Source organism: Streptodolium elevatio (assembly GCF_053592165.1).
Window position 1 is genome coordinate 1 of the sequence record NZ_JBSFVE010000043.1, and the last position, 24,749, is coordinate 24,749.

The 24,749-nt window shown below is 69.8% G+C and carries 17 protein-coding genes and 2 pseudogenes; 5 read left to right on the forward strand and 14 right to left on the reverse strand.

The annotated features are described in order from the left end of the window. Positions 1-126: 126 nt before the first annotated feature. The 8 genes from ACWD12_RS39370 to ACWD12_RS39405 all read right to left on the reverse strand — a co-directional run bounded on the left by ACWD12_RS39370 (position 127) and on the right by ACWD12_RS39405 (position 12,115). The gene (locus tag ACWD12_RS39370) at positions 127-318 is read right to left on the reverse strand and encodes a cutinase family protein (protein ID WP_450103673.1); all 192 of its coding nucleotides are present in this window, start codon (positions 316-318) and stop codon (positions 127-129) included. Beyond that, a complete protein-coding gene (locus tag ACWD12_RS39375; RefSeq protein WP_450103674.1) occupies positions 270-1,283 on the reverse strand; it encodes a LacI family DNA-binding transcriptional regulator in 1,014 nt (337 codons plus the stop codon). The genes ACWD12_RS39370 and ACWD12_RS39375 overlap by 49 nt, the downstream gene beginning before the upstream one ends. 97 nt (positions 1,284-1,380) lie before the next feature. Continuing rightward, on the reverse strand, positions 1,381-3,780 hold the full coding sequence (locus ACWD12_RS39380) for a glycoside hydrolase family 3 N-terminal domain-containing protein (protein ID WP_450103675.1): 2,400 nt from the start codon (positions 3,778-3,780) through the stop codon (positions 1,381-1,383). A gap of 39 nt (positions 3,781-3,819) precedes the next feature. After that, positions 3,820-4,038, reverse strand: a complete 219-nt coding sequence (locus ACWD12_RS39385; RefSeq protein WP_450103676.1) for a DUF5605 domain-containing protein — start codon at positions 4,036-4,038, stop codon at positions 3,820-3,822. Next, entirely contained in the window at positions 4,035-5,621 is a 1,587-nt protein-coding gene (locus tag ACWD12_RS39390; RefSeq protein ID WP_450103677.1) for a DUF5060 domain-containing protein, read from the reverse strand. The genes ACWD12_RS39385 and ACWD12_RS39390 overlap by 4 nt, the downstream gene beginning before the upstream one ends. A 9-nt stretch (positions 5,622-5,630) precedes the next feature. Next, the gene (locus tag ACWD12_RS39395) at positions 5,631-8,450 is read right to left on the reverse strand and encodes a family 78 glycoside hydrolase catalytic domain (protein WP_450103678.1); all 2,820 of its coding nucleotides are present in this window, start codon (positions 8,448-8,450) and stop codon (positions 5,631-5,633) included. Beyond that, on the reverse strand, positions 8,447-9,394 hold the full coding sequence (locus ACWD12_RS39400; RefSeq protein WP_450103679.1) for an alpha/beta hydrolase fold domain-containing protein: 948 nt from the start codon (positions 9,392-9,394) through the stop codon (positions 8,447-8,449). Before ACWD12_RS39400 ends, ACWD12_RS39395 begins: the two co-directional genes overlap by 4 nt. 36 nt (positions 9,395-9,430) lie before the next feature. Then, positions 9,431-12,115, reverse strand: coding sequence for a family 78 glycoside hydrolase catalytic domain (locus ACWD12_RS39405; RefSeq protein ID WP_450103680.1), 2,685 nt, complete (start codon positions 12,113-12,115; stop codon positions 9,431-9,433). A gap of 54 nt (positions 12,116-12,169) precedes the next feature. Between ACWD12_RS39405 and ACWD12_RS39410 the strand changes: the two genes are divergently transcribed. Beyond that, positions 12,170-12,778, forward strand: coding sequence for a TetR/AcrR family transcriptional regulator (locus ACWD12_RS39410; RefSeq protein ID WP_450103681.1), 609 nt, complete (start codon positions 12,170-12,172; stop codon positions 12,776-12,778). A gap of 72 nt (positions 12,779-12,850) precedes the next feature. On the opposite strand, the gene ACWD12_RS39415 is transcribed toward ACWD12_RS39410, so the two are convergent. Continuing rightward, complete coding sequence (locus ACWD12_RS39415; RefSeq protein ID WP_450103682.1) at positions 12,851-14,353, reverse strand: MFS transporter; 1,503 nt, start codon at positions 14,351-14,353, stop codon at positions 12,851-12,853. Between the two features lie 90 nt (positions 14,354-14,443). Further along, positions 14,444-16,891: a beta-glucosidase gene (locus ACWD12_RS39420; protein WP_450103683.1), complete on the reverse strand. Its 2,448-nt coding sequence runs from the start codon at positions 16,889-16,891 to the stop codon at positions 14,444-14,446. Between the two features lie 321 nt (positions 16,892-17,212). On the opposite strand from ACWD12_RS39420, the gene ACWD12_RS39425 reads away from it, so the two are divergent. Beyond that, positions 17,213-17,854 (forward strand): GDSL-type esterase/lipase family protein, encoded by a 642-nt coding sequence (locus tag ACWD12_RS39425; RefSeq protein WP_450103684.1) that lies wholly within the window; start codon positions 17,213-17,215, stop codon positions 17,852-17,854. Positions 17,855-17,872: 18 nt separating this feature from the next. On the opposite strand, the gene ACWD12_RS39430 is transcribed toward ACWD12_RS39425, so the two are convergent. Continuing rightward, complete coding sequence (locus ACWD12_RS39430; RefSeq protein ID WP_450103685.1) at positions 17,873-18,949, reverse strand: LacI family DNA-binding transcriptional regulator; 1,077 nt, start codon at positions 18,947-18,949, stop codon at positions 17,873-17,875. A gap of 173 nt (positions 18,950-19,122) precedes the next feature. On the opposite strand from ACWD12_RS39430, the gene rhaI reads away from it, so the two are divergent. From rhaI to ACWD12_RS39445, 3 genes and pseudogenes are all read left to right on the forward strand, one after another. After that, a complete protein-coding gene (gene rhaI / locus ACWD12_RS39435) occupies positions 19,123-20,292 on the forward strand; it encodes an L-rhamnose isomerase (protein ID WP_450103686.1) in 1,170 nt (389 codons plus the stop codon). Positions 20,293-20,341: 49 nt separating this feature from the next. Next, positions 20,342-20,485, forward strand: a complete 144-nt coding sequence (locus tag ACWD12_RS39440) for a hypothetical protein (protein WP_450103687.1) — start codon at positions 20,342-20,344, stop codon at positions 20,483-20,485. A 58-nt stretch (positions 20,486-20,543) separates the two neighbouring features. Continuing rightward, positions 20,544-21,377: pseudogene (locus ACWD12_RS39445) on the forward strand (SDR family oxidoreductase); the annotation flags it as partial. Between the two features lie 215 nt (positions 21,378-21,592). On the opposite strand, the pseudogene ACWD12_RS39450 reads toward ACWD12_RS39445, so the two are convergent. The 3 genes and pseudogenes from ACWD12_RS39450 to ACWD12_RS39460 form a co-directional block, all read right to left on the reverse strand. Further along, positions 21,593-21,796 (reverse strand): annotated as a pseudogene (locus ACWD12_RS39450) (rhamnulokinase); the annotation flags it as partial. 106 nt (positions 21,797-21,902) lie between these two features. Next, positions 21,903-23,405 carry a hypothetical protein gene (locus tag ACWD12_RS39455; protein ID WP_450103688.1) on the reverse strand — a complete coding sequence of 501 codons (1,503 nt, stop codon included), beginning with the start codon at positions 23,403-23,405 and terminating at the stop codon, positions 21,903-21,905. 278 nt (positions 23,406-23,683) lie between these two features. Further along, entirely contained in the window at positions 23,684-24,664 is a 981-nt protein-coding gene (locus tag ACWD12_RS39460; RefSeq protein ID WP_450103689.1) for a hypothetical protein, read from the reverse strand. Positions 24,665-24,749: the final 85 nt, after the last annotated feature.

Below are 24,749 nucleotides of genomic sequence, written 5' to 3' on the forward strand. Positions count from 1 at the left end.
ATAGGTATTTTTTTTTTTTTAATAAAAAAAAACGGGGGGGGGGGGGCGGCCCCCCCGCCGGGGGGGGGGGGGGGGCCGCGGCGCCCCCCCCCCCCCCCCCCCCCCCCCCGCGAAGGTGCCTCCCGGTCAGATCCGCGCCGTGATGAAGGCCGCCGCGGGTGTGATGTGGCCGGGCTGCGAGTAGGCGCCGTGGGCGTTGGCGTCCCAGCCGCCGCAGATCGGGTCGCCGGCGGCGCAGTCGTCGAGGGTGCGGGTCTGGTAGGTCCCAGTCACCGATTTGTAGGTGGGGAAGCCGCGGATCGGGTTGTCGAAGAGCACGACTGCCTTGACCTTCGGTTCGATCGCGGCGGGGATGATGGCGACGGTGGGCCCCTCCGACGAGGGCTCCGACGCTGCCGACACCGATGGAGTAGCCGACCAGCGCGAACGTCTGGTTCGGGCAGGCGGCCGCCTGGGTCCTCAGGTGCTGCACCAGGTCCCAGTTGCCGACGGACGCGGACCAAGGCTCCACGCTTGCCAGGTAGTTGACTCGGTGGGTGTATGCCCAGCCGTTGTCGGACCAGCCACGCCAGCATGCGCCCGGACGGTCCGCCCGCGCTGCGGATCGTGGTCAGCGGCGGGCAGGCGTACCGGGCCTGCGCGATGTCGTCGGCGCCCATGACCGCCAACTCGTCCGGAACCCGCAGCCCTGCCTCGCGTGCGGCGTGCAGGACCGCGAACGCCACGTCGTCGTGTCCGCGCGCGGCGAGATGCTCGACCTGGACCGCTCCGACGCTATGGCCCGCATCCCCGCGTGGTGGTGCATCACCGGTCCCGGGAACACCGCCTTGGCACCGCGCGCGGCGAACGCAGCGACCTGATCCGCGGTGAACGGCACCGGACCGACGACGGCGATGGGGGCGATGCCTGCGGCCAGTGCCTGCGCGGGCGGCCGGCCGGGCCCTTTCGGTATGGGTGACGAGCATCAGCTCGTGCGCCCCCAGGGCGCCGGCCAGTGCCTCGACCAGGTGGCCCATCACCGGGTTGGGTGGGAAGTCCGGAAGGCACAGCAACACGATGCTGCCGCGCCCGCGTGACAGGGCCTGGGCCGGGCCGTGCGGCGTGTACCCGAGTTGCTTCGCGGCAGCCAACACCTTGCGCCGCGTGGCCTCGGGGATCGTCTGCCCCGGCGTGTCGTTGAGCACGTAGCTCACCGTTGACCGCGACACCCCGGACGCCCGCGCGACATCCGCGCTTGTCACCCGCGACGAACCACCGAAACCTCCGACCCGCTCGCCCCGCACCGAGCGTGCGCCGGCGCCGCCACTCTACGGCGAACGCGGCTGCGCCCCCGCGAGGAAGTCCTGGTCGGTGCCGATGCGCGCTTGGTGCGGGGCTGGTTTAGAACGGTTGCCGTGTGATGGCGTCGCGGTGTTCGGGCGTGGTGACGGTGGCGGTGCAGCAGATGTCGTGGCTGCTGAGGCCCGCCATCAGGGTGATCTCGCCGGCTTCGATGCCGCGGTGCCCGTCGAGTCCGGTGTAGTGGAGCCGCTCGATCGGTGCCTCGAGGACGACAGGCTGCGAGCTGGCGGCGGGCACCGCGACCCGCTGGAACTGGATCAGCTGCCGCACCGGCCGGACCACGTGGGCGGCTTCGTCGCGCGCGTACAGCTGGACGACGGTTTCGCCCGCGGCCGCGCCGGTGTTGGTGACCGTCAGGTGTACGCGCAGGACGCCGTCGGCGAGTTCGACGGCTGCGGCGGCGGGGTCGTCGAACTCGACGTCGAACGATGTGTAGGACAACCCGTGGCCGAACGGGTAGAGGGGCCCTTGCTCGGCGAGGTCGCCGTAGCCATGGCGGGTGCCGGTGGGGTGCGCGTAGCCGCTGCCGTGGTGGTGGGCGTGGTGCAGCGGGAGCTGGCCCAGGTGGCGGGGGAAGGTGCTGGGCAGCTTGCCGCTGGGGTTCACCGACCCGAACACGGCGTCGGCGACGGCGGGGCCTGCTTCCTCGCCGAGGAGCGGCGCGAGAAGCACCGCGTCGGACGCGTGAGCCACCGGTTCCAGGAGCAGTGGGCGCCCCGAGACGACGACGGTGACCAGCGGTTTGCCGGTCGCCGCGAGCAGCGCGACGAGTTCTTCCTGGTCGCCGGGCAGACGGGGGTACGCAGTGGACTGCCCCTCGCCGGCGGTGTTGTTGCCGACCCAGCCGGTGCGCTCGCCGACGACCGCGACGATCACGTCGGCGTCGCGGACGGCGGTCTCCACCGCGGCCCGGTCGAGCCGGTCTTCGGGGTCGGCTTCGAAGCGTCCGAGCGGGGCGTACGCGATCTTCGAGTCATGGGCGCGCAGGGCGTCCAGGACGGTGGGTGCGTCGGGATGGATGCGGCGCGCGGCGTCCTCGAAGGCCGGTTCGATGCCGGGCATGCGGGTCTGGAAGATGTCGGTGAACACGAACGACGTCGGGTCCACACCGGGGACGCGTCCTTCCAGCACCGCCATGATGCCCATGGGCATTTCCCCGGAGGAGACGGAGGTGTACGCGCCGAAGTGGATGCGCAGCTCGTCTGCGGCCGGACCCACGACGACGATGCGCCGTTCACCCGCGGTCAGCGGCAAGGTGCCGTCGTTGTCCAGCAATACGACGGCGCGGTCCGCGAGCGACCGCCGCACCTGGGCCGCTTCCGCGCGGTCCGGGGCGACCGCGGGGGCGATGCGCGGGGTGAAGCCCGGAATGAGGCCGGTTCGGGCCTTGGCGGCGAGCACCCGCGCCACCGCGAGGTCGACGACTCGCTCGTCCAGGCGCCCGGCGGTGACCTCGTCGACGAGATGGGCGTAGTACGTGTTGCCCGGGAGTTCGGCGTCCAGGCCGGCGGTCAACGCCTGTCCGGCGGCCTCGCCGGGCGTGGACGCGGTGCGGTAGGTCGTGTGTTGCAGGTTGACCGAGTCGTAGTCGCTGACCACCATGCCGTCGAAGCCCATGGTGTCGCGCAGCAGTTCGGTCAGCAGCCACCGGTTTGACGAGGCTGGTACGCCGTCGATCTCGTTGTACGAGTTCATCATCACCGCGAGCCCGGCCTCGGTGATCGCGCGCCGGAACGGCTCGGCGTACTCGTCGATCAACGCGCGCCGCCCCAACTGCGTCGCCGCGGTGTTCAGTCCGCCGTCGGAGGCCCCGTATCCCAGGAAGTGCTTGCCGGTCGCCAGCACCCCCGTCTCCTGCTCCGCACCCTGGATCCCGCGGACGAACGCGGCGGAGAACTGCGCGGCCAGTTCCTGGTCCTCACCGAACGTCTCCTGGACCCGACCCCAGCGTGGATCGCGGTTGAGGTCCATCACCGGGGACAACACCAACTGCATGCCCGCGTCCCGCACGTGCGCCGAGGTGACGGCGGCGGCTCGCCTGGCCAGTTCGGGCTCCCAGGTCGCGGCCTGTGCCCACGCCGCCGGGAACTGCGATCCGGACGCGTGCAGAAAGCCGTGCACGCCCTCGATATGGACCATCGCGCCGATCCCGAATGGGGCCACCTCCCGCACCGCCGCCTGGACTTCGGCGATCATGGAACGCAGGAGGTCGGCGTCCGCGTCGGGGGAGAGGAACCAGGCCATCGACAGATGCCCCAACCCGTGTGGACGTAGAGACGCCGCGCGGGACGCGTCCACCACCGGCGTGGTCATGTCCGCGCCGTCCATGACGAGAAGGTCGGGGGCACTCAGGCCGGCGAGCTGGGCCGCCTTCTGCTCCAACGACATCCGGGACAGCAGCTTCGTGATGTCGTCGGAACTCCATGACAGAGCGGGCATTGCATTCCTTCTCTCTGGTGGGTGGGCGTCGGGAACGACTCACGGCCATTCGGTGTCGGCAGGTTCCGGAAGGGGTTCCGCGGCGGTCTCCGGGATGATGCGGACGGCCATGAACTCGCGTCCCGGCAGGTCGATCCGGACCGTGCCGGTGTGGGTTCCGGGCACGGGGTCGACGGTCATGGTCCAGGTGTCGATGACGTCGATCCGGCAGGCGCGACCGGGCGGCAGCGCCATGGTGCGGGACTGGGGGCGTCTCAAGCCGAAGTAGTACAGGTCGTAGGCGTAGGGCGATCCGGCGTGGGGGACGCCCATGGCAGGGGGCAGCGGGTCCAGCAGCCACCCGGGGCGTCCTCGATCACCTTCCGCAGGAACGCGATACGTGCGGGGGCGTCGCCGACCAGTTCTCCGCCCTTGGCCCACCAGACCTGCTCGTCGTCGCGGTGGTAGGTCTCGCCGTGTCCGACGTAGCCGCCGCGCACTGCACCTTCCCAGCAGCGTCGGGTCAGTTCCTCGCCGGAGAGGTTGCCCCACGCGTATTCGAGGTTGCCTTCGTAGCCGCATTCGTCCAGGACGACGGGCTTGCCCCATTGCCGACGCCATGCGTCGATGTGCTCGGCGGTCTTGTAGATGTCGGGGCCCTGCATGCTGGCGTGCGTTACCCAGCTGCGCCCGTGGTCGTACGGTTCGCCGAAGTTGTGGATGGACCGCAGGTGTTCGGCCGGGTCGTTGTCGACCAAGACCGCGGCGATGCGCTCCCAGTCGGCCTGCGCCTTGGAGTCGACGAGGTCGTACTCGTTGGCGAGCGACCACCAGACGTTCGGGTATGCGGACAGCCTCCGCACGACGTAGGACGCGTAGCGGTCGTCGGCCGCCGACCCCATGTCGGCGAAGCCCCACCGGTCATACGGGTGGAACAGGATGACGTCCGCCTGGATGCCTACCCGCCCCAGGTCCGCGACCGCGGATTCGAGGTGTCGGAAGAACTCGGGGTCGAGAAAGGCGAAGTCGAAACCCTCCTCCGGGCTGCCGGCGAACGGGTAGAGGTCCGGCTCGTTCGTGTTGTGCAGGTACGCCTTCGGGAACACGCACATGCGGACCTTGGTGAACGGCGACCTTTGCAGCGTCCGCAGGGTCGCGGCACGGAGCTCGGCGGGCTGGTGGATCCACGCGTACGCGGTGGTGCCCAGCGGGGTGTGGCGGGTGCCGTCGGCATGCGCGAAGTGGAAGCCGTCGGTGCGGACGGGGCCGTGATCCCCGGGTGCGGCTTCGCCGACGTCGAACGCGCCGGAAACGCCGTTCAGGCTAAGGGCGTTCGACGACGTGGTGAAGGTCCAGCAGCCCACGACCTCGGGCAGGAACCGAATGATCCAGCGCCCGTCCCCGTCGTAGAACCCACCCGCCGTGATCGCGGCGCTGTCGTGCGTGAATCGCGCGGTGACCTCAAGCTCCGTGAACGGGTTGCCGTGCGACGGGCCGTCCAGCACCACCTCGACGGTCGACCAACGTGTCGCAAGCGCCGGGAACGAAGCAGTCGCGGACGCATCCGCCACGTCGTGGCCCTCGTAGTCGGGACGCGGCTCGGACGCCACGTCACCGCCTCGGTTCCGGCTGGTCATGGTGATCTCGGCGAGCGCGCTCCACAGGTTGGCCGCGACTGTCGGGGCAGCGGCGACCGCCGGGTGATGCGCCACCACGGACTCCAGCGGATGGGTGCGGATCATGTCCAGCGCCGGGTGGTAGGTGAGTCCGGGCAACGCGGCGTCGACGACGTGTCGCGCCCGGGGGTTGTCAAGGACGTCCGCGACGCGAGAGCCGGGGCCGAAGTTCACGGGAGTCTCCATTGGCCGGTCCTACTTCGCCGCGACCTGGGCGTTGAGTGCGTCGAATTGGCGGGTGACGTCGGCCAGGAATTCCGCGCCGCCGGGCAGCATCGCACCGACGTCGCGGACGGTGATTTCGCCGCTGCCCGCGTTGCCGGGCTGGTCGATGAACGCGGCGGCTTCGGGGAAGTAGCGGACGAGGGTGTCCTTGAAGACGCGTGTGGCCTCGGGACGGTCCATCAGTTCGCCGATGGTGCTGTCCACGGTGAGGGGACCGGCGGCGGTGATCTCCCGGGGGAGGACCGCCGTCCACCGATGCCGTCCGGAACCGACGTCGAACGGCTCCCGGCGTGGGCCGGGGAGGTTGACCCGCGCGGTGGTGTTGGGGGGTACGAGCGCGGTGACGTGCAGGTCGCCCCCGTCCAGATGCCAGGCGACCTCGGCGCTTCCGTAGGGCGTGCGCAGACTTGCCTCGGCGTGGGTGAGTCCGCCGCCGGGACGCGGTGCGATGCGCAGGACCCGGTGGCCGGGGGCGGCGGGCGCGAGTCCGGCGACGGTGCGGTGCAGCCAGTCCGCGACGGCGCCGAAGGCGTAGTGGTTGAAGGACGTCATGCCGCTGGGGTTGACCCTGCCGTCGGGCAGCAGGCTGTCCCAGCGTTCCCAGATGGTTGTGGCGTCCTGGGTGACCGGGTAGAGCCACGAGGGTTGTTCGGTCTGCAGGAGCAGTCGGTAGGCGGCGTCGAGGTGCCCGGCTTCGGTGAGTGCGTCGCAGATCAGGGGAGTCCCCACGAACCCGGTGCTGATCTTGTAGCCGTCGCCGCGGACCAGGTCGGCGAGGCGGGCGCCGGCGCGCGACCGCTGCGCTTCGCTCGGCAGGAGGGCGAATTGGAGCGCCAGGGCGTACGCGGTGGGGGCGTCGCTCATGATGCGCCCCGAACCGGTGGCGTACTCGCTCGCGAACGCGGCACGCACCTCGGCGGCGAGACCGGCGTATCGGTCGGCGTCGTCGGTACGGCCCAACACCTGCGCGGCGCCGGCGACGATCTCGGCCGACCGCGCGAAGTAGGCGGTGGCGACGATCTCGGTGGCGGTTCTGGCGGCTGTGGGCCGCTCGGGCGGGGCGGCGGGGTCGAGCCAGTCGCCGAACTGGAAGCCGGTGTCCCACAGCCGGGTGGGGCCGGCGAGCGAGGCGACGTGGTCCACCCACGCGCGCATGCTGTCGAACTGTGCGGCCAGGACCCCCGGATCGTTGTAGTGCCGGTAGAGCACCCACGGGACCATGGTCGCGGCGTCGCCCCAGGCCGCTGTCGGCAGATCGGCGCCCGGGGTGTTCGCCTTGGGAACCACGTACGGCACGGCGCCGTCGTCGGCTTGCTCGGCCGCGAGGTCCGCGAGCCAGGACGCGAGGAAGCCGGAGCTGTCGAACAGATACGCGGCGGTCGGGGCGAAGACCTGGATGTCTCCGGTCCAGCCGAGACGTTCGTCGCGTTGCGGGCAGTCGGTGGGCACGTCCAGGAAGTTGCCGCGCATGCTCCACACGACGTTCTCGTGCAGCCGGTTCACCAGGTCGTCGGAGCAGCGGAAGCGGCCGGTGCGCTCCAGGTCGGAGTGCACGACCACCGCCGTGACGTCCTCGCGGCGCAGTTGTCCGGGCCAGCCGGAGACCTCGGCGTAGCGGAAGCCGTGGAAGCTGAAGTGCGGTTCGTACGTCTCCGGTTCGCCGCCGCGCAGGATGTACCGGTCGGTTGCCTCCGCCGTGCGCAGCGGTTCGACGGCCAGTTCGCCGTTCTCCAGCACCTCCGCGTGGCGCAGCACGATCTCGCGGCCCCGTTCGCCCTGGACGGTCAGGCGCAGTCGGCCGACCATGTTCTGGCCGAAGTCCACGAGTGTCCTGCCCGAGGGGGAGGTGGTGATCGCGACGGGCGCGACCTCCTCGATGCGTCGGACGGGCGGGCCGACCGGCGCGATCAGGGTGGCCGGGTCGCGCGGTTCGACGCGGACGCCGTGCCACGCGTCGGGGGTGATGCGGGCGTCGCAGGTCTCGCCGTCGTAGATGCTGCTGCGCAGGATGGGGCCGCGGGCGGCCTGCCAGGTGCCGTCGGCGCCGGTGGTGACCACGTCGGTGTGGCCGTCGGTGTAGGTGACTTCGAGCTGGGCGAGCCACGCGAGGCGGTCTCCGTACAGGGCCCGGTTGTTGCCGGAGAAGCCGATGCGTCCGCGGTACCAGCCGTCGGCCAGCATCGCGGTCAGGGTGTTGGCGCCGTCGCGGAGCAGGGACGTGACGTCATAGGTCTGGTACCGCAGTCGCTTGTCGTACACCGTCCAGCCCGGAGCCAGCACGTGGTCCCCGACGACGGTGCCGTTGATCTCGGCCTGGTAGACGCCCAGGGCCGTGGTGTAGAGCCGGGCGGAGGCGACGTCGGGTGTGAGCTGGAAGGTGCGGCGCAGGTGGACGGCGGGCTGGTCTTGCCGGGCATCCTCGTCCCAGTCGGGGCCGATGAACGCGGCGGACCATTCATCGGGATTGAGCAGGCCGGTCTCCGCCCACGCGGTGTCGCTCCACTCGGACCACTGCCCGTCCGAGCCGAGCACCCGTACCCGGACGCCGACTTGATCACGCGAGCCCAGCGCCGCGAAGGGCCAGGGCACCAGAACGGATTCGTCGTCGTCGACCCGGTGCCGCTCGCCGGTGCCGCCGTCGGAGGCCCGCCGCTCGACCTCATAGGCGGCCTGCCGCCAGCCCTGCGTCTCGGTGACCGTCGTCCAGGACAGGCGGGGACGGGCCTCGCCGATGCCGAGCGGTTCGCGGTGGTGCTCGAAACGCGGCGGTTCCACGGTCGGCGCGGTCACAGTGCCCCCTCCAGGGTCGCGGGCCCGCCCATCAGCGCCGCGCCATCGACCATCCGGCCATCGCCAATGCGGTTGACGAACGCGGAGGCGCGGGCGGCCGCTTCGGTGGCCTCGGGCAGGAAGCCCGCGATGAGTTGCCAGGCATGGGTCATGGTCGGCCACACCTCGATCTCTGTGTGCACACCGGCCCGTGCCGCGCGGGCGGCGAGCTCCAGCGAGTCGTCCAGCAAGCGCTCGGCACTTGATGCCTGGATGAACAGCGGCGGCACGGCGCTGAGATCGGCCAGGAGCGGCGACACCAAGGGGTCATCGGCGGGGTGGCCGCCCAGATAGTCCGTGCTCATGGCATCGTCCGCGCCGCCGAGTACGAGATCGGTGTCGGCGCGGTCCACCCAACTCCCGCTGGTGTAGCGCTCGGCACGCAGGTCGAAGACCCCGGAGAACAGGACCCCGGCGAGGGCCCGGTGGTCGTCGCACGCGGCCCGGGCGAGGAGCACGGCCATGGCGAGATTGGCGCCCGCCGACTCTCCGGCGACGACGATCCGCGGTGCGATTGTCGCCGCGTGTTCGAAAGCCGCCACGCAGTCGTCCAGCCCGGCGGGAAAAGGGTGTTCGGGTGCGAGCCGGTACTCGGGCAGGAGTACGCGTGCCTTGGTGTGCAGCGCGAGTTGTGCGGCGATCGGCCGGGCAACCGCCGCGGTGCCTGAACGGAACCCGCCGCCGTGAACGTAGAGAATGACCAGATCGTCGCGGGGGTTGTCAGGCGTCATCAGGTAGGAGTCTGCGCGCGGTACGTCGACCGGCTCGTCGTGGACTCCAGGGACCGCTTGGTACATCGCGGCATGGTCGGCGGCCTGTCGTCTTTCGATGGCGAGGTCCGGCGGTGGGCCGTCCTGGCCGGCCTTGATGATGCTCTCGACGAGCTCGAAGGCTTTGCTTGGCATCGTGGTGGCTCCTCAGGTCGGTGCGGCCGAGGCGGGTCAGGACAGGACGCAGCCGAGGCTGTGTGAGCCTGCGGTTGCGTCGACGCTGGTGCCGTCGGGGAGCGTGATCGTCGCCGTCGTGCCCGGCGGAACGACCGCGGTGAGGTGGAAGCGGGCGTCCGCGATGCGCCAGTGTGCGGCGATGCGCCCGTACGGGGAATCGAGGTCGGCCTCGGCCCACGTGAGCCCGCCGCCCGGCTGCGGCCGGATGTCGAAGTGCCGGTAGCCGGGGGCGTCTTCGCGCAGTCGGATGCCCGCGGTATGGCCGTGCAGGAACGACACCACGGCGCCCTTGCTGTAGTGGTTCAGGGAAGCCTTGGGAGTGCCGTCGTCGGCGATCCCGTCCCAGTCCTCCCAGATCGTCGTCGCACCGCGGTCGATCATGGCCAACCACGACGGGCGCGTGTCCTGGAAGAGCAGTTCGTACGCGACGTCGAGATGCCCGGTGTCGGCCAGGACCGGCAGCAGGTACGGCGTGGCCAGGAAGCCGGTGCCGATATGCGTGTCGGCGGCGCGCACGAGGGCGACCAGACGCTCCGCGGTCTTTGCACGCAGTTCTTCGGGTACGACGCCGAAGGCGAGTGCGCGGACGTGGTTGGCCTGGGTATCGACGGTGAGGGTCCCGTCGGGCCGGATGAACTCCGTGCGCCACGCGGCCAGGACGTGGTCCGCGTAGTGGCCGTAGCGCTCGGCGTCGGAGGTCTTGCCGAGAATGTGGGCGATGCGCGAGAGCAGCCGCGAGGACATGTACAGGTAGGCGGTCGCGACCGCGCCGTGGTCCTGAAAGTAGAAGGGTGTGTCGTCGGCCTGCTCGGGTTCGAGCCATTCGCCCCAGTGGAAGCCCGCGTCCCACAGGAACTCCTCGTGGGGGCGGGGCTCGGGGTGGGCCTCGGCGCGTGCACCGAAGCGGCCGTTGCGCGCGCCGTTCGCCGCGAACGCCACCCAGCGGGTCATCGACTCGTATTGCTCGGCCAGCACGTCGGTGTCGTCGTAGGCGAGATAGGTGTACCAGGGTACGAGGACCGCGGCGTCGCCCCAGCCGGCCGAGCCGTTCATGAACGCGTACATTTCGTCGGCACGTCGGTCCAGACCCGGTTCCGGCGCCCAGTTGGGGACGCGTCCGTCGGGCCACTGGTCGGCCGCCAGATCGCGCAGCCACTTCACCGAGAAGCCGGCGACGTCGTACAGGAACGCCGCCGTCGGCAGGAAGACTTGCCAGTCACCGGTGAAGCCGGCGCGCTCGCGGGTCGGGCAGTCGGTGGGTACGTCACAGGCGTTGCCTCGGAAGCTCCACACTGCGGCCTCGTGCAGCCTGTTGATCCGCTCGTCGCTGCACCGGAACCAGCCGGTGCGCCGCAGGTCCGTGTGCACGACCGCGGCGGACATGTCCGCGGGTGCGAGGGGGCCGGGAAGCCCTTCGACGCGGACGTACCGGAATCCGTGCGTCGTGTGCCGTGGTTCGAAGACGTCGCCGGCACGGCCGGCGGAGACGACATGGTCGATCTGACCGACGTCGTACGTCCGTCCGGCCAATTCGTCGACTCCGGCCAGGTGATCGGTCGTCACATCGCCGTCGGCGTCGAGCGCCTCACCGTGGGTCAGAGTCAGGACGGTGCCACGTGGGCCGAGTTCGGTGAGCCGGATCCAGCCGTTGATGTTCTGTCCGAAGTCCACCACCTGGACACCCGGTCGCGGACTGCTGATCGCGACGGGAGCCAGGCGCTCGACGACACGCACCGGGGGAGCGGGACTGGTCGTCAGACGCCCGATGTCCGCGTTGAGGGGGCCTTCCACGGCTGTGACGTGCGGCCACGTGCTGTCGTCGAATCCGGCTTGGTGCCAGCCCGGGGATGCGCGAGTGAAGTCGACTTGCTGACCGTCCATCAGGTCCGCCGCGACGACCTCGCCGGCAGTGGACCTCCAGCCGGGGCCTGTGCGCGCCACCACGGCGTCCGCGTCACCGGACCGCACGTGCAACTCCGCGAGCAGCGCTGTCCGGGGGCCATAGCCGTCAGGGATTCGGTGGTACCCGGTGCGGCCACGGAACCACCCGTCCGACAGGACGGCCGCGAGCACGTTCGCTCCGGGACGCAGCAGGCCGGTGACGTCGTGCGTCTGGACGTGCAGCCGGGTCCGGTACGCGGTGAAGCCCGGGCTCAATTCGTGGTCGCCGAGCCGGGTGCCGTTGAGGAACAACTCGTAGACGCCGTGCGCGGTGGCATAGACCCTCGCGGGGCTCGCCGCGTCCTCGACGGCGAACTCGTGGCGCAACAAGTAGGCCGGACGGGCGCCGGCGGGCAGCTCCCGCTCCTCGGCGGGTTCGATCCATGCGGCGGTCCAGTCCCCGGGCCGGAGCCCGGCCTCCCACGAGGAGGTTTCGGACCACTCGCTCTCACCGGCGTCGGTCCAGACCATGACCCGCCAGTCCATGCGCTGCCCGGGCGCCGCCTCCGGACCGGTGAAGGGGAGCAGCACGCTCCGGTCGCTCTCGATCCGGCCGGAGTCCCAGTCGCCGGCGCGGATCCGGTAGGCCGTCTGGCGGTGCGAACCGGCGGGCAGCCGCCACGACAGGCGCGGCCGTCGGACGTCCGTGCCCAGCGTGTCGTCGGTGTGCTCGACGCGCAGGTGGGTGGGGGCGCTTGTGGTCGGCACGCTGTCGGTGCCGTGAGCACACTCACTCATGAATCGTTCCATTGCTCTCGTTGGCCTCGGTGGTACGTCGGATAAGTTCGAGAGGTGACTACTGAAAGACCTGCGGTCGGGGGACGGACGGCCCGACGGCCCTACCCGAAGGGCGTCGCGCGTCGAGCGCAGATCCTGCAAACCGCGTTGGAGGTGTTCGCCGCCGAGGGAGACCGAAAGGCGTCCCTCCGGGAGATCGCGGAGCGTGTCGGACTCACCACGACCGGGGTTCTCCATTACTTCGGGTCCCGTGAGGACCTGTTCCTGGCGATCATCGACGAGCGCGACCACGAGGCCACCGCGGAAGCCGAAGGCACCGAAGACCCGCTGGCGGCGATTCTTCGAACGGTCCGCCACAACATGGGTGTTCCGGGGTTGGTACGCCTGTACGTGGCGATGACCGCCGCGGCACCGGATCCCGGGCACCCGGCTGGACCGTACTTCGCCCGGCGGTACGGGCAACTACACGAGGCCATCAGCGCAGGCGTCGCCTTTATGCAGGCGGACGGCCGCGCGCGGGACGACCTCAGCGCCGACACACTCGCCCGACTGCTGGTGGCGGCGGTGGACGGCGTCCAACTGCAGTGGCTCGTGAATCCGGACATCGACATGGTCGAGGTCGTCGACGCCTTGGTCACCATGATCACCAGCCCTCCCCAATAGGCGCTGCTCCGGCCGTGCTCGTCGCGAGGGAGTGGGGTGGGGCCGCCCCCTAACCGGCCCCACCCCACAGCACTAGGGCCCCGCGTGCTTCGGGGCGTCGACCGGCACATGCGCGGCCGCCTCGACGGGTGTCCGCACCTTCGGGATCATCACGGCGATGACCAGTGCGACCGTGAGCATCGCGGCTCCGGCGGCGAAAGCGGCCTTGTAGCCGTCGTCGGTGTAGAGGGCGGTGCCCTGCACGACGTTGGCCCGGTCGTTGAGCATGGTGAAGATCACCTGTGTGGAGATCGCGCCCAGAACACCCGTCAGCAGGGAGCCGACGCCGTTGGCGGTCGCCTGGTCCTCGGGCTCCACGGCGCCGATGATCAGGATGGGACCCGACGCGAGAACGAGGCCCATGCCGACGGCGAAGAGCGGGCCGAAGGCGACGAGTTGCCACTTCTCGTAGTGCTGGCTGTAGGTGATGACCACGCCGACAATGGCCAGCACCAGGCCCGACACAAGTGTGATCTTCGCGCTCCACCGGTTCGCCATCATGCCGACCGCCGCACCACACGCGAGCAGCAGGATGCTGGAGTGCACGCCGAGGGCGGCGTTCTCCGTGGCCGTGAATCCGAGGCCGTCGGACATACCGGGGATGTCCGGGTACAGCGCCAGCAACTGGTTGATCGTTCCGGTGGAGAACAGGACGCCGGCCGCCATGCCGCTGGAGAGCAGGATGAGTAGAAGCCGGCGCTCGCGCAGCAGCCGCACGTCCAGCAGCGGGTGGGCGACCCGGTGCTCGACGACGAGGAAGAGCAGGAACGCCACAACGCCGCCGACGAGGTACGCCAGCGTTCGGGCGTCCGACCAGCCCCAGTCGCTGCCCTGGCCGATGCCGTACACGAGAGCGGTCGCGCTGCCACCCAGCAGGATCCCGCCGAGCCAGTCGAACGACGTGCGCGGCGCCCGCAGCGGGCTCTCCGGCACGAAGAGCAGCAGAAGCACGAGCGCGACGACGCTGTTGACGGCCAGGAACCACAGCACACCCCGGAAGCCGTGGTTGTCCTGGAGCCAGCCGGACAGCCACGGGCCGGCGAGCGCGGTCAGGCCGGTGCTCGTGGCCACGACGCCGGTCGCGGTGCCGACCCACTTCGCCGGGAAGACGTCACGGACGATCGAGTACGTCAGTGCGGTGACCACCGCGTAGATGCCGACCAGGAACCGCGCCGACAGCATCAGTCCCCAGGTGGGGGCGATGGCGCACAGCACCTCGCCGATGACGCCGATGACCGAGGCGACGACCATGACGCGCTTCTTGCCGAACATGTCGGCGGCCTTGATCAGGAACGGCACGCTCATGGTGGCGACGAGCGTGGTGATCAGCGTGAACCAGGCGATCTGTGTCGTGTGGAAGTGCTGGGCGACCAGTACCTGGGCGTTGCCGAGCAGCAGCCCGCTCATCGAGAGCACGACCGTGGGCCAGGCCAGGGCGATGATCAGGAGGACGTAGAACGCTTTCGGGCGTTCCTCATCGCCGTGGAGCGGTTCGCCGGGCGGTTCGACTCTGTCCAAAGTATTGGTGTTGCTCATGAAATGTCCTCCATGACAGTACACGCAGCCGCCGCCGAGGCGGATGCCGCAGACCAGGGCGTGACGCCGAGGCCAAGTGGTTCAGGTGGTTCAGCCGAGCCGGAGCTCTGCGGTCAGGGGGAGGTCGGCCGAGGAACGCCCGACGCGGATCCGGTGCAGGCCCGGCGTGATCGCCCACCCGTGATCCGACCAGCGGGAGAGCGTGCGATCGTCGACGTCCAGTGCGACGCGGGTGGAGACCCCGGCTGCCGCGTCGACGCAGGCGTAGCCGACCAGTCGCAGCGGTTCGCCGGGCGACTCCAGATACACCTGGGCCACGTCGCGCCCCGCACGGTCGCCGGAGTTTTGGACCTCGAACGACACATCGACGCCGAGCTCGCCACGGGTGACCTGGAGGTCGCGGTAGGCCCACTCCGTGTAGGAGAGTCCGTGCCCGAAGGGGAACAGCGGGCGGGTGCCACGGTTGGGGTAGGCGCGGTAGCCGAGCAGCGACCCCTCGGCGTAGTCGATGGCGCCGTCGACCGGCTCGGTCGCCAAGACCGGGCTGTCCGTTTCGGCCGCGGGGAAGGTGGTGGGCAGGCGGCCCCCCGGCTCGGCCCCCGTGAGGATGTCGGCCACGGCTTCGGCGCCTTCCTGCCCCGGGAACCAGGCCCACAACACGGCGGCCGGCCGGTCGATCCAGGGCATCAGCACAGGTGCCCCGGCGTTCACCACGACAACGGTGCGGGGGTTTGCCGCGCAGACGGCGTCGACGAGCTCGTCCTGGCGTCCCGGCAGGGCGAGCGTCGAGCGGTCGACGCTCTCGCGTTCGAACTCGTCGCCGGTGCCGACCACCAGCACCACGGCATCGGCTGTGCGGGCCGCCTCGACGGCCGCGGCGAGTTCGGCGTCGTCGTCGCGCCGGGGCGCCTCGTAGCCGATGCCGAGCAGTGCGACGGGATGCGGCAGGCCGGCCTGTGGCCGAAGGCGGACGGTCACCTCCACCTCGCCCGCTTCGGCCGCGAACGGCACTGCCGTGGACGGCGTGTGCAGGAGCAGGCGCGCGAAATCCGGTTCCTCCATGAGCTGTTCGAAGATCTCCGTGTGACCTCCGACGGTGACCGCGAATTGCCCTATGCCCAGGACGGACAGGCGGTGCACGCCGGACCGGTCGAGGGTGAGGCGCGTGCGGAGCACGACTTCCTCCGCGCCGGGCGGCAGGAGGATCGGGAAGTGGAACGGCTCCACGGGCTTGTGCTCGTCGCCGAGGGACTTGCCGTCGGCATCGACGACGGACAGGAACACGCCGGCGTCGTTGGACACAGGGTCCACGGCCCGATCCTGGGGCAGCATCCCCAAGACCTGGTGCGGGAACGCACCCGCGGTCATGGTTACCTCGACCTCGCGTCCGAGCACGGCGGACAGCGCGTCGCCGAGCGTGGTCTCGTGCTCGGGCTTGACGTTGGCGCTGCCGCCACCTTGGACGGCGAACTTCACGGCGTTCGGCCCGATGAGCGCGACCTTGTGCAAGTCATGCGTGTCAAGGGGCAGGACGCCGTCGTTGCGCAGGAGAACGCTGCCGCGTATGGCGAGTGCCTTGAGGCGGTCACGCGCTTCAGCCAGGACGTCGGCGGGCCCGCCCGGCCTTGGAGCGGGCACGGTAGCGCCCTCGAGGGCACCAGTGCGGGTGGCGAGTCGCACGAGGCGGTCGAGCTTGTCGTCGACAACCGATTCAGGGACCGAACCGTCCCGCACGGCCGCGGTCAGCTGCTCTCCCCATGGACCGTTCGGACCCGGCATGACCAGGTCAAGGCCCGCCAGTGCCGACGCCGCCGTGCTGCGGGTCGCCTCCCAGTCCGAGACCACGACTCCGTCGAAGCCCCACTCGTCCTTCAGGACCTCGGTCAGCAGACGGCGGCTCTCCGTCATGCGGGCACCGTTCACCCCGTTGTAGGCGGCCATGACCGCCCAGACACGCGCCTCGCGAACGGCCACTTCGAAGGGAAGCAGATACACCTCGCGAAGCGCCTTCTCGTCGATGCGCGCGTCGTACGACATGCGGTCGGTCTCGGAGTCGTTGCCGACGAAGTGCTTGATCGTGGCGGCCACACCATGGGATTGCACGCCCTCGATGAGCCGAGCCGCGATGCGGGCGGTCAGCAACGGGTCCTCGGAGTAGCACTCGAAGTGCCGGCCGCCGAGCGGTGAGCGATGCAGATTGACGGTCGGGGCGAGGAGTACGTGGATCCCCATCTCGGCGGCCTTGGCGCCCATGAGGGAGCCCGCCTCAAAGACGGCGTCGTTGTCCCAGGTGGCCGCCATGGAACTGGGGCTCGGGAACAGGAGGCTTGGCGGCTGGTCTGCGCCGCCGCCGAACGCGGGGCCGCGCGGGCCCACCGGGCCATCCGAGAGGATCAACGGCTTGAGGCCGACCGCCGGCAACGGGTGCGTCGACCACGCATCGGCACCCGTCAGGGTCCTGACCTTGTCCTCCAGCGGCACCGTATGCAGGGCGGCGGTCGGCCCCGGGGCACCGGTGGGTTCGGACGTCACGGTCATGAGTGTCCTTTCGTGCGGGACAGCCGTTGGGCGCACCTGCGCGGCCTCACTGGCATGAATCGATTCATATGTATCGAGCGCAGCGCGGTCCTGCTGAGGCGGGCGGTCGAGAGTGTGTCGAGAGTAGAAGTTAAAACCGAATGACGCTAGGTTTCTTGAAGGTGACTTTTGTGTCGATGAGGTAACGGGCGATGTGCCCGGCCTGCCCAGCTGCACCGACCCCCAATGAAACGTTCCAAGAAAATTCAGCCCGGCCTGCCCGCAACGAAGGAGATTCCGTTGGGTACGAGCCCCCGCCCGTCAGTCAGGTCGAAGCCGGGGATGAACCGCCTGTCGACGGCGATCTTCAACCTCGTGATGCGGACCGTCCGGGCCCAGCAGCGGCACCGTCGATCCCAGTTCGCCGCCCTGGAACTCCAGCCCGGACGCGTCGTATTCCTGGGCGACAGCATCACGGAGGGCGGCTTGTGGGACGAGTGGTTCCCGCATGCCGCGGTTGTGAACCGCGGCATCGGCGGCGAGACCAGTGGCGACGTGCTCGCCCGGATCGGGACCGCGGTGAACGCCCCGGCGGCGGTGTTCCTCATGATCGGCACCAACGACCTGTCCGCGCGCATCCCGCTCGAACAGATCGAAGCCAACGTGCTGGCGATACTCCGCGAGATCGAGGAGCGCGCCCCCGGGGTCCCGGTCCACCTGCAGAGCGTCCTGCCGCGCAAGCTGTCGTATCGAGACCGCGTAAAGGCCCTCAACAAGTGCTACCAGGCGCTTGCGGACGAAAGCTCAAATGTTCGCTACCTCGACCTGTGGCCGCACTTCGCCACTCCGGAGGGGGCTTTGCGGCCTCGCTTCACCCTCGACCACCTGCACCTCAACGGCGAGGGCTACCGCTGCTGGGCGGATCAGCTGCGGCCGTACATCGAGAGCGGCACGGCGTCCGGACAGTCGCGGGTCGCGGGCTGATTCGACGAGAACGCGTGGTCAGTGCACCAGAGCGCGTGGGGGCAGCCGACTGGACTCGCGAACGACGAGCTCTGGTTGAAGCACGATGCGCCGGTGCGTGTGCTCCACGTTGTCGTCGGAGCGAGTCTCCTCGAGCAGGAGTTCCGCGGCGGTGCGGCCCATGCGCGCGGCCGGCTGGCGGACGGACGTGAGCGGCACCGCCGCGGCCTCCGCGAACTCGATGTCGTCGTAACCGACGAGGGCGAAGTCCTCGGGGACCCTGACTCCCGCCGCGAACAACGACTGGAGTACGCCGAGGGCGAGCAGGTCGTTCGCGCAGAACACCGCCGTCGGCCGCGGCGCGAGGCCGAGGAGCCGCGCCCCCGCGTCCCGGCCGGAGGCCACGTCCGAGCGTGCACTCTCGACGCTGCCGAGGGCGCTGTCGGGCAGTCCGGCCTCGCGCATGGCCGCCAGGGCGCCGGCGTGTCGGTCGCGTACCTGGGAGAGGTGTGCGGGGCCGCCGACATAGGTCACGCTGCGGTGCCCCGCGGTGAGCAAGTGGCGTACGGCCAGGGTGCCGCCGAGAACGTCGTCCACGGAGACCGAGCAGCCTTCGTCGGCGGGCAGGGCGCGGTCGACGAGGACGAACGGGATGCCTTGCGAGCGCAGGGTGTTGGCGGTGCGGCCGCTGCTGTCGGCAGGTGTGACCAGCACGCCGCGGACGCGTTGCTCGGCGAACAGCGCCAGGTATTCGGCCTCTTCGGCCGTGCTGCCGGCGCTGTTGCAGACCATGACGCCCAGGTCCGCGCCACGCAAGGCGCGCTCGGCGCCTTTGGCGACATCGGCGAAGAAGGGGTTTGCGAGGTCCAGGACCAGCATGGCGACCAAGCGGCTGCGGCCCGCTCGCAGTTGACGGGCGGATTCGCTGCGGATGTAGCCGAGCCGGTCTATGACGGCCCGTACTCGCAGGCGCGTCTCGTCGGACACCATCTCCGGGTTGTTGATGACGTTGGAGACCGTGCCGACCGACACGCCGGCGTGCCGCGCGACGTCCTTGATGCCCACCTTGCCTGCTACGGGCGTGGCGCCTGTTGTCTTTCGCGTCGATCGCGGCATGGGCTCATCGTAGGGGCCGACAACCTTGAAGATCCCGCAAGGGTGGCGCGGGCGCGGACGTCCCGCGAATGAATTCCGGCAGGGCGATCCCCAAGCGTTGACAGTGCGGCCCGCCCGCAATAACGTATGCGATACGCAAATTTGAAACGTTTCAGGTGTGCAAGGAGCCGTACATGACAACTGCGTCCGCCGCCGCAATGGCCGCGCTGCGGAGCCAGCGCATCGAGACACCGTCGTGGGCGTACGGAAACTCGGGAACGCGGTTCAAGGTGTTCGCGCAGGAGGGGGTTCCGCGGGACCCGTTCGAGAAGGTGGCGGACGCGGCGCAGGTGCACGCGTACACGGGGGTTGCGCCGTCGGTGTCGCTGCACATCCCGTGGGACAAGGTCGAGGACTACGCGTCGCTTGCCAAGCAAGCGGAGTCGCTCGGCCTGCGCATCGGAGCGATCAACTCCAATGTCTTCCAGGACGACGACTACATGCTCGGCTCGGTGACCAACCCGGACCCGCGCGTCCGCCGGAAGGCGACCGACCACTTGCTCGAATGCGTCGAGATCATGGACGCCACGGGCTCGCGCGACCTGAAGCTGTGGTTCTCGGACGGCACCAACTACCCCGGGCAGGACGACATCCGGGCGCGGCAGGACCGGCTGGCCGAGGCACTGGCCGAGGTCCACGCCCGGCTGACCGGCGACCAGCGGATGATCCTGGAGTACAAGTTCTTCGAGCCGGCGTTCTACACGACGGATGTGCCGGACTGGGGGACGGCGTACGCGCATTGCCTCAAGCTCGGCGAGCGGGCGAAGGTCGTGGTCGACACCGGGCACCACGCGCCGGGCACGAACATCGAGTTCATCGTGGCGTTCCTGCTGCGCGAGGGGAAGTTGGGGGCGTTCGACTTCAACTCCCGGTTCTACGCGGACGACGACCTGATGGTGGGGGCGGCGGACCCGTTCCAGCTGTTCCGCATCATGCACGAGGTGGTGCGCGGCGGCGGGTTGGACGACGCGGCCGAGGTCGCGTTCATGCTCGACCAGTGCCACAACATCGAGCCGAAGATCCCCGGGCAGATCCGTTCGGTGATGAACGTCCAGGAGGCGACGGCCAAGGCGCTGCTCGTCGACGCGGACGCACTGGCCGCCGAGCAGGCGGCAGGTGACGTGTTGGGCGCGAACGCGGTGCTGATGGACGCGTACAACACCGACGTACGCCCGCTGCTCGCCGACCTGCGCACCGAACTCGGCCTCGACCCGGACCCCATGGCCGCATATGCAGCGTCCGGCTACGGCGAGAAGATCCGCGCCGAGCGCGTCGGCGGCAACCAGGCCGGCTGGGGCGCCTGACCGTCCTCGCCGTCCTTATCACCGCACCACAACCTTGGGAGTCCCACCGATGTCCGCCACCCCGCCCGAGATCGGGCAACTTCTCGCCCGCTCGCACGCGCTCGGTGCCGACCCGCGCACCACCAACTATGCGCGGGCGGCAACACGTCCGCGAAGGGCACCGACCGCGACCCGGTCACCGGTGACGACGTAGAACTGATGTGGGTCAAGGGCTCAGGCGGCGACCTGGGCACGCTCACCGAGGCCGGTCTCGCGGTCCTGCGCCTGGACCGCTGCGCGCGCTGACCGGCGTATACCCGGGTGTGGAGCGCGAGGACGAGATGGTCGCCGGATCGGGCATCGGCAAGGCCATCGCCGAACGCCTGGCCGCTGAAGGCGCCTGCGTCGTGGTCGCGGACCTGAACGCCGACAACGCGGCCGCGGTCGCCGAAGCGCTCGGCGGCCCCGACAAGGCCGTCGCCGTGACCGTCGACGTCACCGACGAAGCGCAGATCACCGCCGCGTTCGCGGCTGCCGCGCTGGCGTTCAGCGGGGTGGACCTGATCGTCAACAACGCCGGGATCTCCATCTCCAAGCCGCTGTTGGAGACTTCGGCCCGCGACTGGGACCTCCAGCACGACATCATGGCGCGCGGCTCGTTCCTGGTCTCCCGCGAGGCCGCCCGCATGATGCTCGCGCAGCAGATGGGCGGCGACATCGTCTACATCGCCTCGAAGAACGCGGTGTTCGCCGGACCGAACAACATCGCCTACAGCGCCACCAAGGCCGACCAGGCCCACCAGGTCCGCCTGCTGGCCGCCGAGCTGGGCGAACACGGCATCCGCGTCAACGGCGTCAACCCCGACGGCGTCGTACGCGGCTCCGGAATCTTCGTCGGCGGCTGGGGCGCCCAGCGCGCGGCGGTCTACGGCGTAGAAGAGGACAAGCTCGGCGAGTTCTACGCCCAACGCACCATCCTCAAGCGCGAAGTCCTCCCCGAGCACGTCGCCAACGCCGTCTTCGCCCTGACCGGGGGCGAACTCTCCCACACCACCGGGCTGCATGTCCCAGTGGACGCGGGAGTCGCCGCGGCCTTCCTGCGCTGAGTCGCACCAGCGCCGACCGCGCACACGGCGCCGCCCCCGGGGTGAGGGTCCCCGGGGACGGCACCGCACCGCACTTGTGCGGTACGCACCGAATCGACCCGTCATACGCCCCGAGGTAGCCGCCATGCCAGCCCGCGAACCGTCCGCCACCTTCGCCGCCGTCGACCTCGGCGCGTCCAGCGGGCGCATCGTGCTCGGGCGGGTCGGCGGGTCCTACCTCGAAGTGTGCCGGACTCGTCGAGGAGGCCGAAGTCGACGGCCCACGAGTCGATGCCGACGCCGGCGAACGGGACACCGGAGCGGCCGGCTGCGCGCAGGCCGTCGAGGACGCCGCCGTACGGGCCGAGGATGTCCCAGTGCAGTGTGCCGCGCACGCTCACCGGTCGGTTCGGGAAACGGTGCGCCTCACCGAGCCCCAGGACGCCTCCCGGTGGAACGCCGCCGCCGCGCGCCTGGCCGACCGCCGCAACACCTGACCGACCGACTGACCGAGCACGCCGCTACGCGGGCGGAAGCTCCGTGACGCTACTGCTTCGAGCAGTTCACCGCGCTGATCGAGTTGGCGGAGACCTGGACGGTGCTGCGCTCGATGTAGTTCTCGTCAAGGACGCAGAGGTTCTGGGACGACGCGTTGTTCCGGATGTCGACGACGGAGACGGTGTTCGCGAAGACCTTGTGGCCGTCGGCGGCGTCGCGGGCACCACCGCCGATGATCCAGAGGTCGCGGCCGTTGCCCGAGAACGTGTTGAGACTGACCGTTACACGGTTGACGTGGTTGTCGTGGATGGCGGCGTCCCCCGACGGGAGCCCGGCATAGGCGAACATCAGTCCGCCCGCGACGACAAGGCCGACGTCGTTGCCGGCGAGGCGGTTTTGCCGCACGTCGACGTTTCGCACGCTGTTGTCGCTGATGGCTCCCGTCGTCGGCCACGGGTGGTCGGTACCGGCGACGAGAATGCCGCGAGGGCATCCTGAGATGGCATTGTCGGTGACCGCGACGTCGGAGGTGCGGTTCCCGGAGATTGTGCCGGGGGAGGGGTTCAGAACCCCGCCGTTCGCCTCGGAAAGCGTGCCTTGAACCTTGATTCCGGCCCCGCCGCAGCGGTCGGGACGGTCGCTGGCGGTGATGGTGTTGCCGCGGACGCTCACGTCCGTGAGGGTGATGCCGCCGGCCGAACCGCCTGCGAAGGTGTACGCCGCTTGCAGGTTGACGGCTGAACTCGACCCGGTCGTCAGGTTGTTGCCGATGATCCGGATGTCGGATGTCTTGCCCCCGGCGATCTCGGTCAGGAACGCCAGCCCTCCGTACACCGAGATGGCGTCGTAAGCCGTGCGTCGGATCGTGTTACCGGAGACGGTCACGTCGTCCAGACGGCCCCCGGCCAGGGAGTCCTGACCGGCTGACTGGATGCCGGTGAGGTAGATGCCGTAGCCCCAGCCCTCACCGATGGTGTTGCCGGAGATTCGGACTCCTCGCACGGTTCCCTTGGTGAGACCGCCCTGACTGCCCAGGACACGTACGGCGATTGCGTTGGTGCCGTCGGGGTTGGCCGCGACGTGATTCCCCGACAGCGTGACATCGCGGATCGTGCCCGCGTCGCCTGTGCCCGTTGCCCCGAGCACGGCCATTGCGTTGCCGGTGACCTGGAATCGGTTGCCGGTGACCTTGACGTTCCGGATGGGCCGGTCGCCGTCAGGGGCGACCTCGATGCCGTTGACGAACCCGACGATCCCAAGATCTGTGACGCCGAGGTTCGAACTGGCTGCTCTCAGCGCCTGCGCGGCGGCGGGCGCGGCGGTCGCGTCGGGCCGCAGCTCGACTCCGCGGCCGTCGATCGTGTCACCGTCCATGCGCGTCAGCACAGGCAGCGGCGTGTCGATCGTGATCCGTGCGCGTGGCGGCAGCGCGACCACAATGAGGTCGGCGTTCCGCGCCCCGGGAGGGCCGCCGCGTACCTGTGTGCGTTCGACCGGCCCCAACTCGTCGGCCCGCAGTGTGCCTTGTGCGAGCCTGATGGCTTCGGCCAAGGACAGCGCACCGTCCCCGACCGTGCCAGTACCCCGCTCGTCATTGACCAGCAGCTGGGTCTGACGGCCATGCGCGGCCGCGGGTGGTGCGGACACAGCTGATGCGGTCAACGCTGTGGCCAGCGCACAGACGCAGCCTCCGAGCCGCTGCCGTGCCGACATCCGGAACGTGCCTGATAAGGACATTGGGATCCTCTCGTGGAGCTGTTCCTGCGGCCGCAAGTCCTGTGGGCACCAGGATTGCGGGGCCGTGCTCGAAAGGCTCGGAAGGCTTGGGATCAGCGCTCGTCCAGGAATGCGGCGATCCGCTCCACAAGGCCGGCGACCGCGGCCGCGTCGAGGTGTGCAAGTCCGAGGAAGCGCAGCAGCGGAAGATTCTTCGTCGTCCAGTCCGCGTCGTCGACAAGGTCGAACACACCGCCACCGGGACGGCCGAACAGCGGGACGTACAGCCGGTAGACGGTGAGGATCCCGCCGTTCTCGCCCCAGCTGAACGTGCTGTCGACTGCATGCTCGAAGAACTCGCTCGCGGCCCAGTGTCCGGCGAGAGCGAGCACGTCGTCGCGTACGGTCGGCCAGTCATGGGCGATAACGGTGTCGGCGTCGTCAAGGCCGAACGTGTCCCGGTAGAGCCGGTAGAAGTCGCCGCGGTCGTGACGTGCCGTCACGTCGCGCAGGCGGGAGTCGGTGCGGTTCTGGCTGCGCGGCAACTCGCCCAGCCGCCAATGCAGGACGAGAATCGACTCGTTCATCGCCAAGCGTGCCTCGCAGCACGCCGCCCGGGGCTTGCCGTCGGCCAGGAGATCGCGGGCGCGGGACAAGGCGTCCGCGGCGCTGACCACATGCTCGTCGATCTTGAGCCGTACGACCTCCGGTGCGAACAGATGCCGGTCGAAGGCGGCGGTGAACCGGGCCAGGAGCCCGGAGGCGGAGTCGTGCACCACTCTGGCCCGGTACAGCTGGATCGGCCATGTTGCGACCGGATCAAGGTCGCCCGCCTCGACCTGCTCGACCTGCTGTGCGAGGTCGCTCGACGAGAGTTGGATGATCTCCACACCGCGGCCGGAGTCCACGTTGAAGTAGGCCAGGGGCCGGTCGTGTTCTTCTGTCAGCAGGCCGGCTTCGAGGTCCGAGTGCGCCCACTGCTGTCCGCGCGCGATGCTCCCACCCAACAGGACTCCGCGACGCCCGCCCTCGGACAGCCGGTCCAGGTACTCGAGCGCCCACCGCTCTACGGCGTCCACCTGCGCGTCCGTCATCCGAGTTCCTCCGGGTGCCTGTAGAGCAGAGAACATGAATCGATTCATGACGGTACAAACGACGGGTGCATCCGAACGCGGGTCG

What these genes read in the sequence shown, in the direction of transcription:
- ACWD12_RS39380 (WP_450103675.1), bottom strand. Translation starts at nt 3,780, where the DNA reads ATGCCCGCTCTGTCATGGAGTTCCGACGACATCACGAAGCTGCTGTCC.
- ACWD12_RS39390 (WP_450103677.1), bottom strand. Translation starts at nt 5,621, where the DNA reads ATGGAGACTCCCGTGAACTTCGGCCCCGGCTCTCGCGTCGCGGACGTC.
- ACWD12_RS39400 (WP_450103679.1), bottom strand. Translation starts at nt 9,394, where the DNA reads ATGCCAAGCAAAGCCTTCGAGCTCGTCGAGAGCATCATCAAGGCCGGC.
- ACWD12_RS39405 (WP_450103680.1), bottom strand. Translation starts at nt 12,115, where the DNA reads ATGAGTGAGTGTGCTCACGGCACCGACAGCGTGCCGACCACAAGCGCC.
- ACWD12_RS39415 (WP_450103682.1), bottom strand. Translation starts at nt 14,353, where the DNA reads ATGAGCAACACCAATACTTTGGACAGAGTCGAACCGCCCGGCGAACCG.
- ACWD12_RS39420 (WP_450103683.1), bottom strand. Translation starts at nt 16,891, where the DNA reads ATGACCGTGACGTCCGAACCCACCGGTGCCCCGGGGCCGACCGCCGCC.
- ACWD12_RS39425 (WP_450103684.1), top strand. Translation starts at nt 17,213, where the DNA reads ATGAACCGCCTGTCGACGGCGATCTTCAACCTCGTGATGCGGACCGTC.
- ACWD12_RS39430 (WP_450103685.1), bottom strand. Translation starts at nt 18,949, where the DNA reads ATGCCGCGATCGACGCGAAAGACAACAGGCGCCACGCCCGTAGCAGGC.
- rhaI (WP_450103686.1), top strand. Translation starts at nt 19,123, where the DNA reads ATGACAACTGCGTCCGCCGCCGCAATGGCCGCGCTGCGGAGCCAGCGC.
- ACWD12_RS39440 (WP_450103687.1), top strand. Translation starts at nt 20,342, where the DNA reads ATGTCCGCCACCCCGCCCGAGATCGGGCAACTTCTCGCCCGCTCGCAC.
- ACWD12_RS39460 (WP_450103689.1), bottom strand. Translation starts at nt 24,664, where the DNA reads ATGACGGACGCGCAGGTGGACGCCGTAGAGCGGTGGGCGCTCGAGTAC.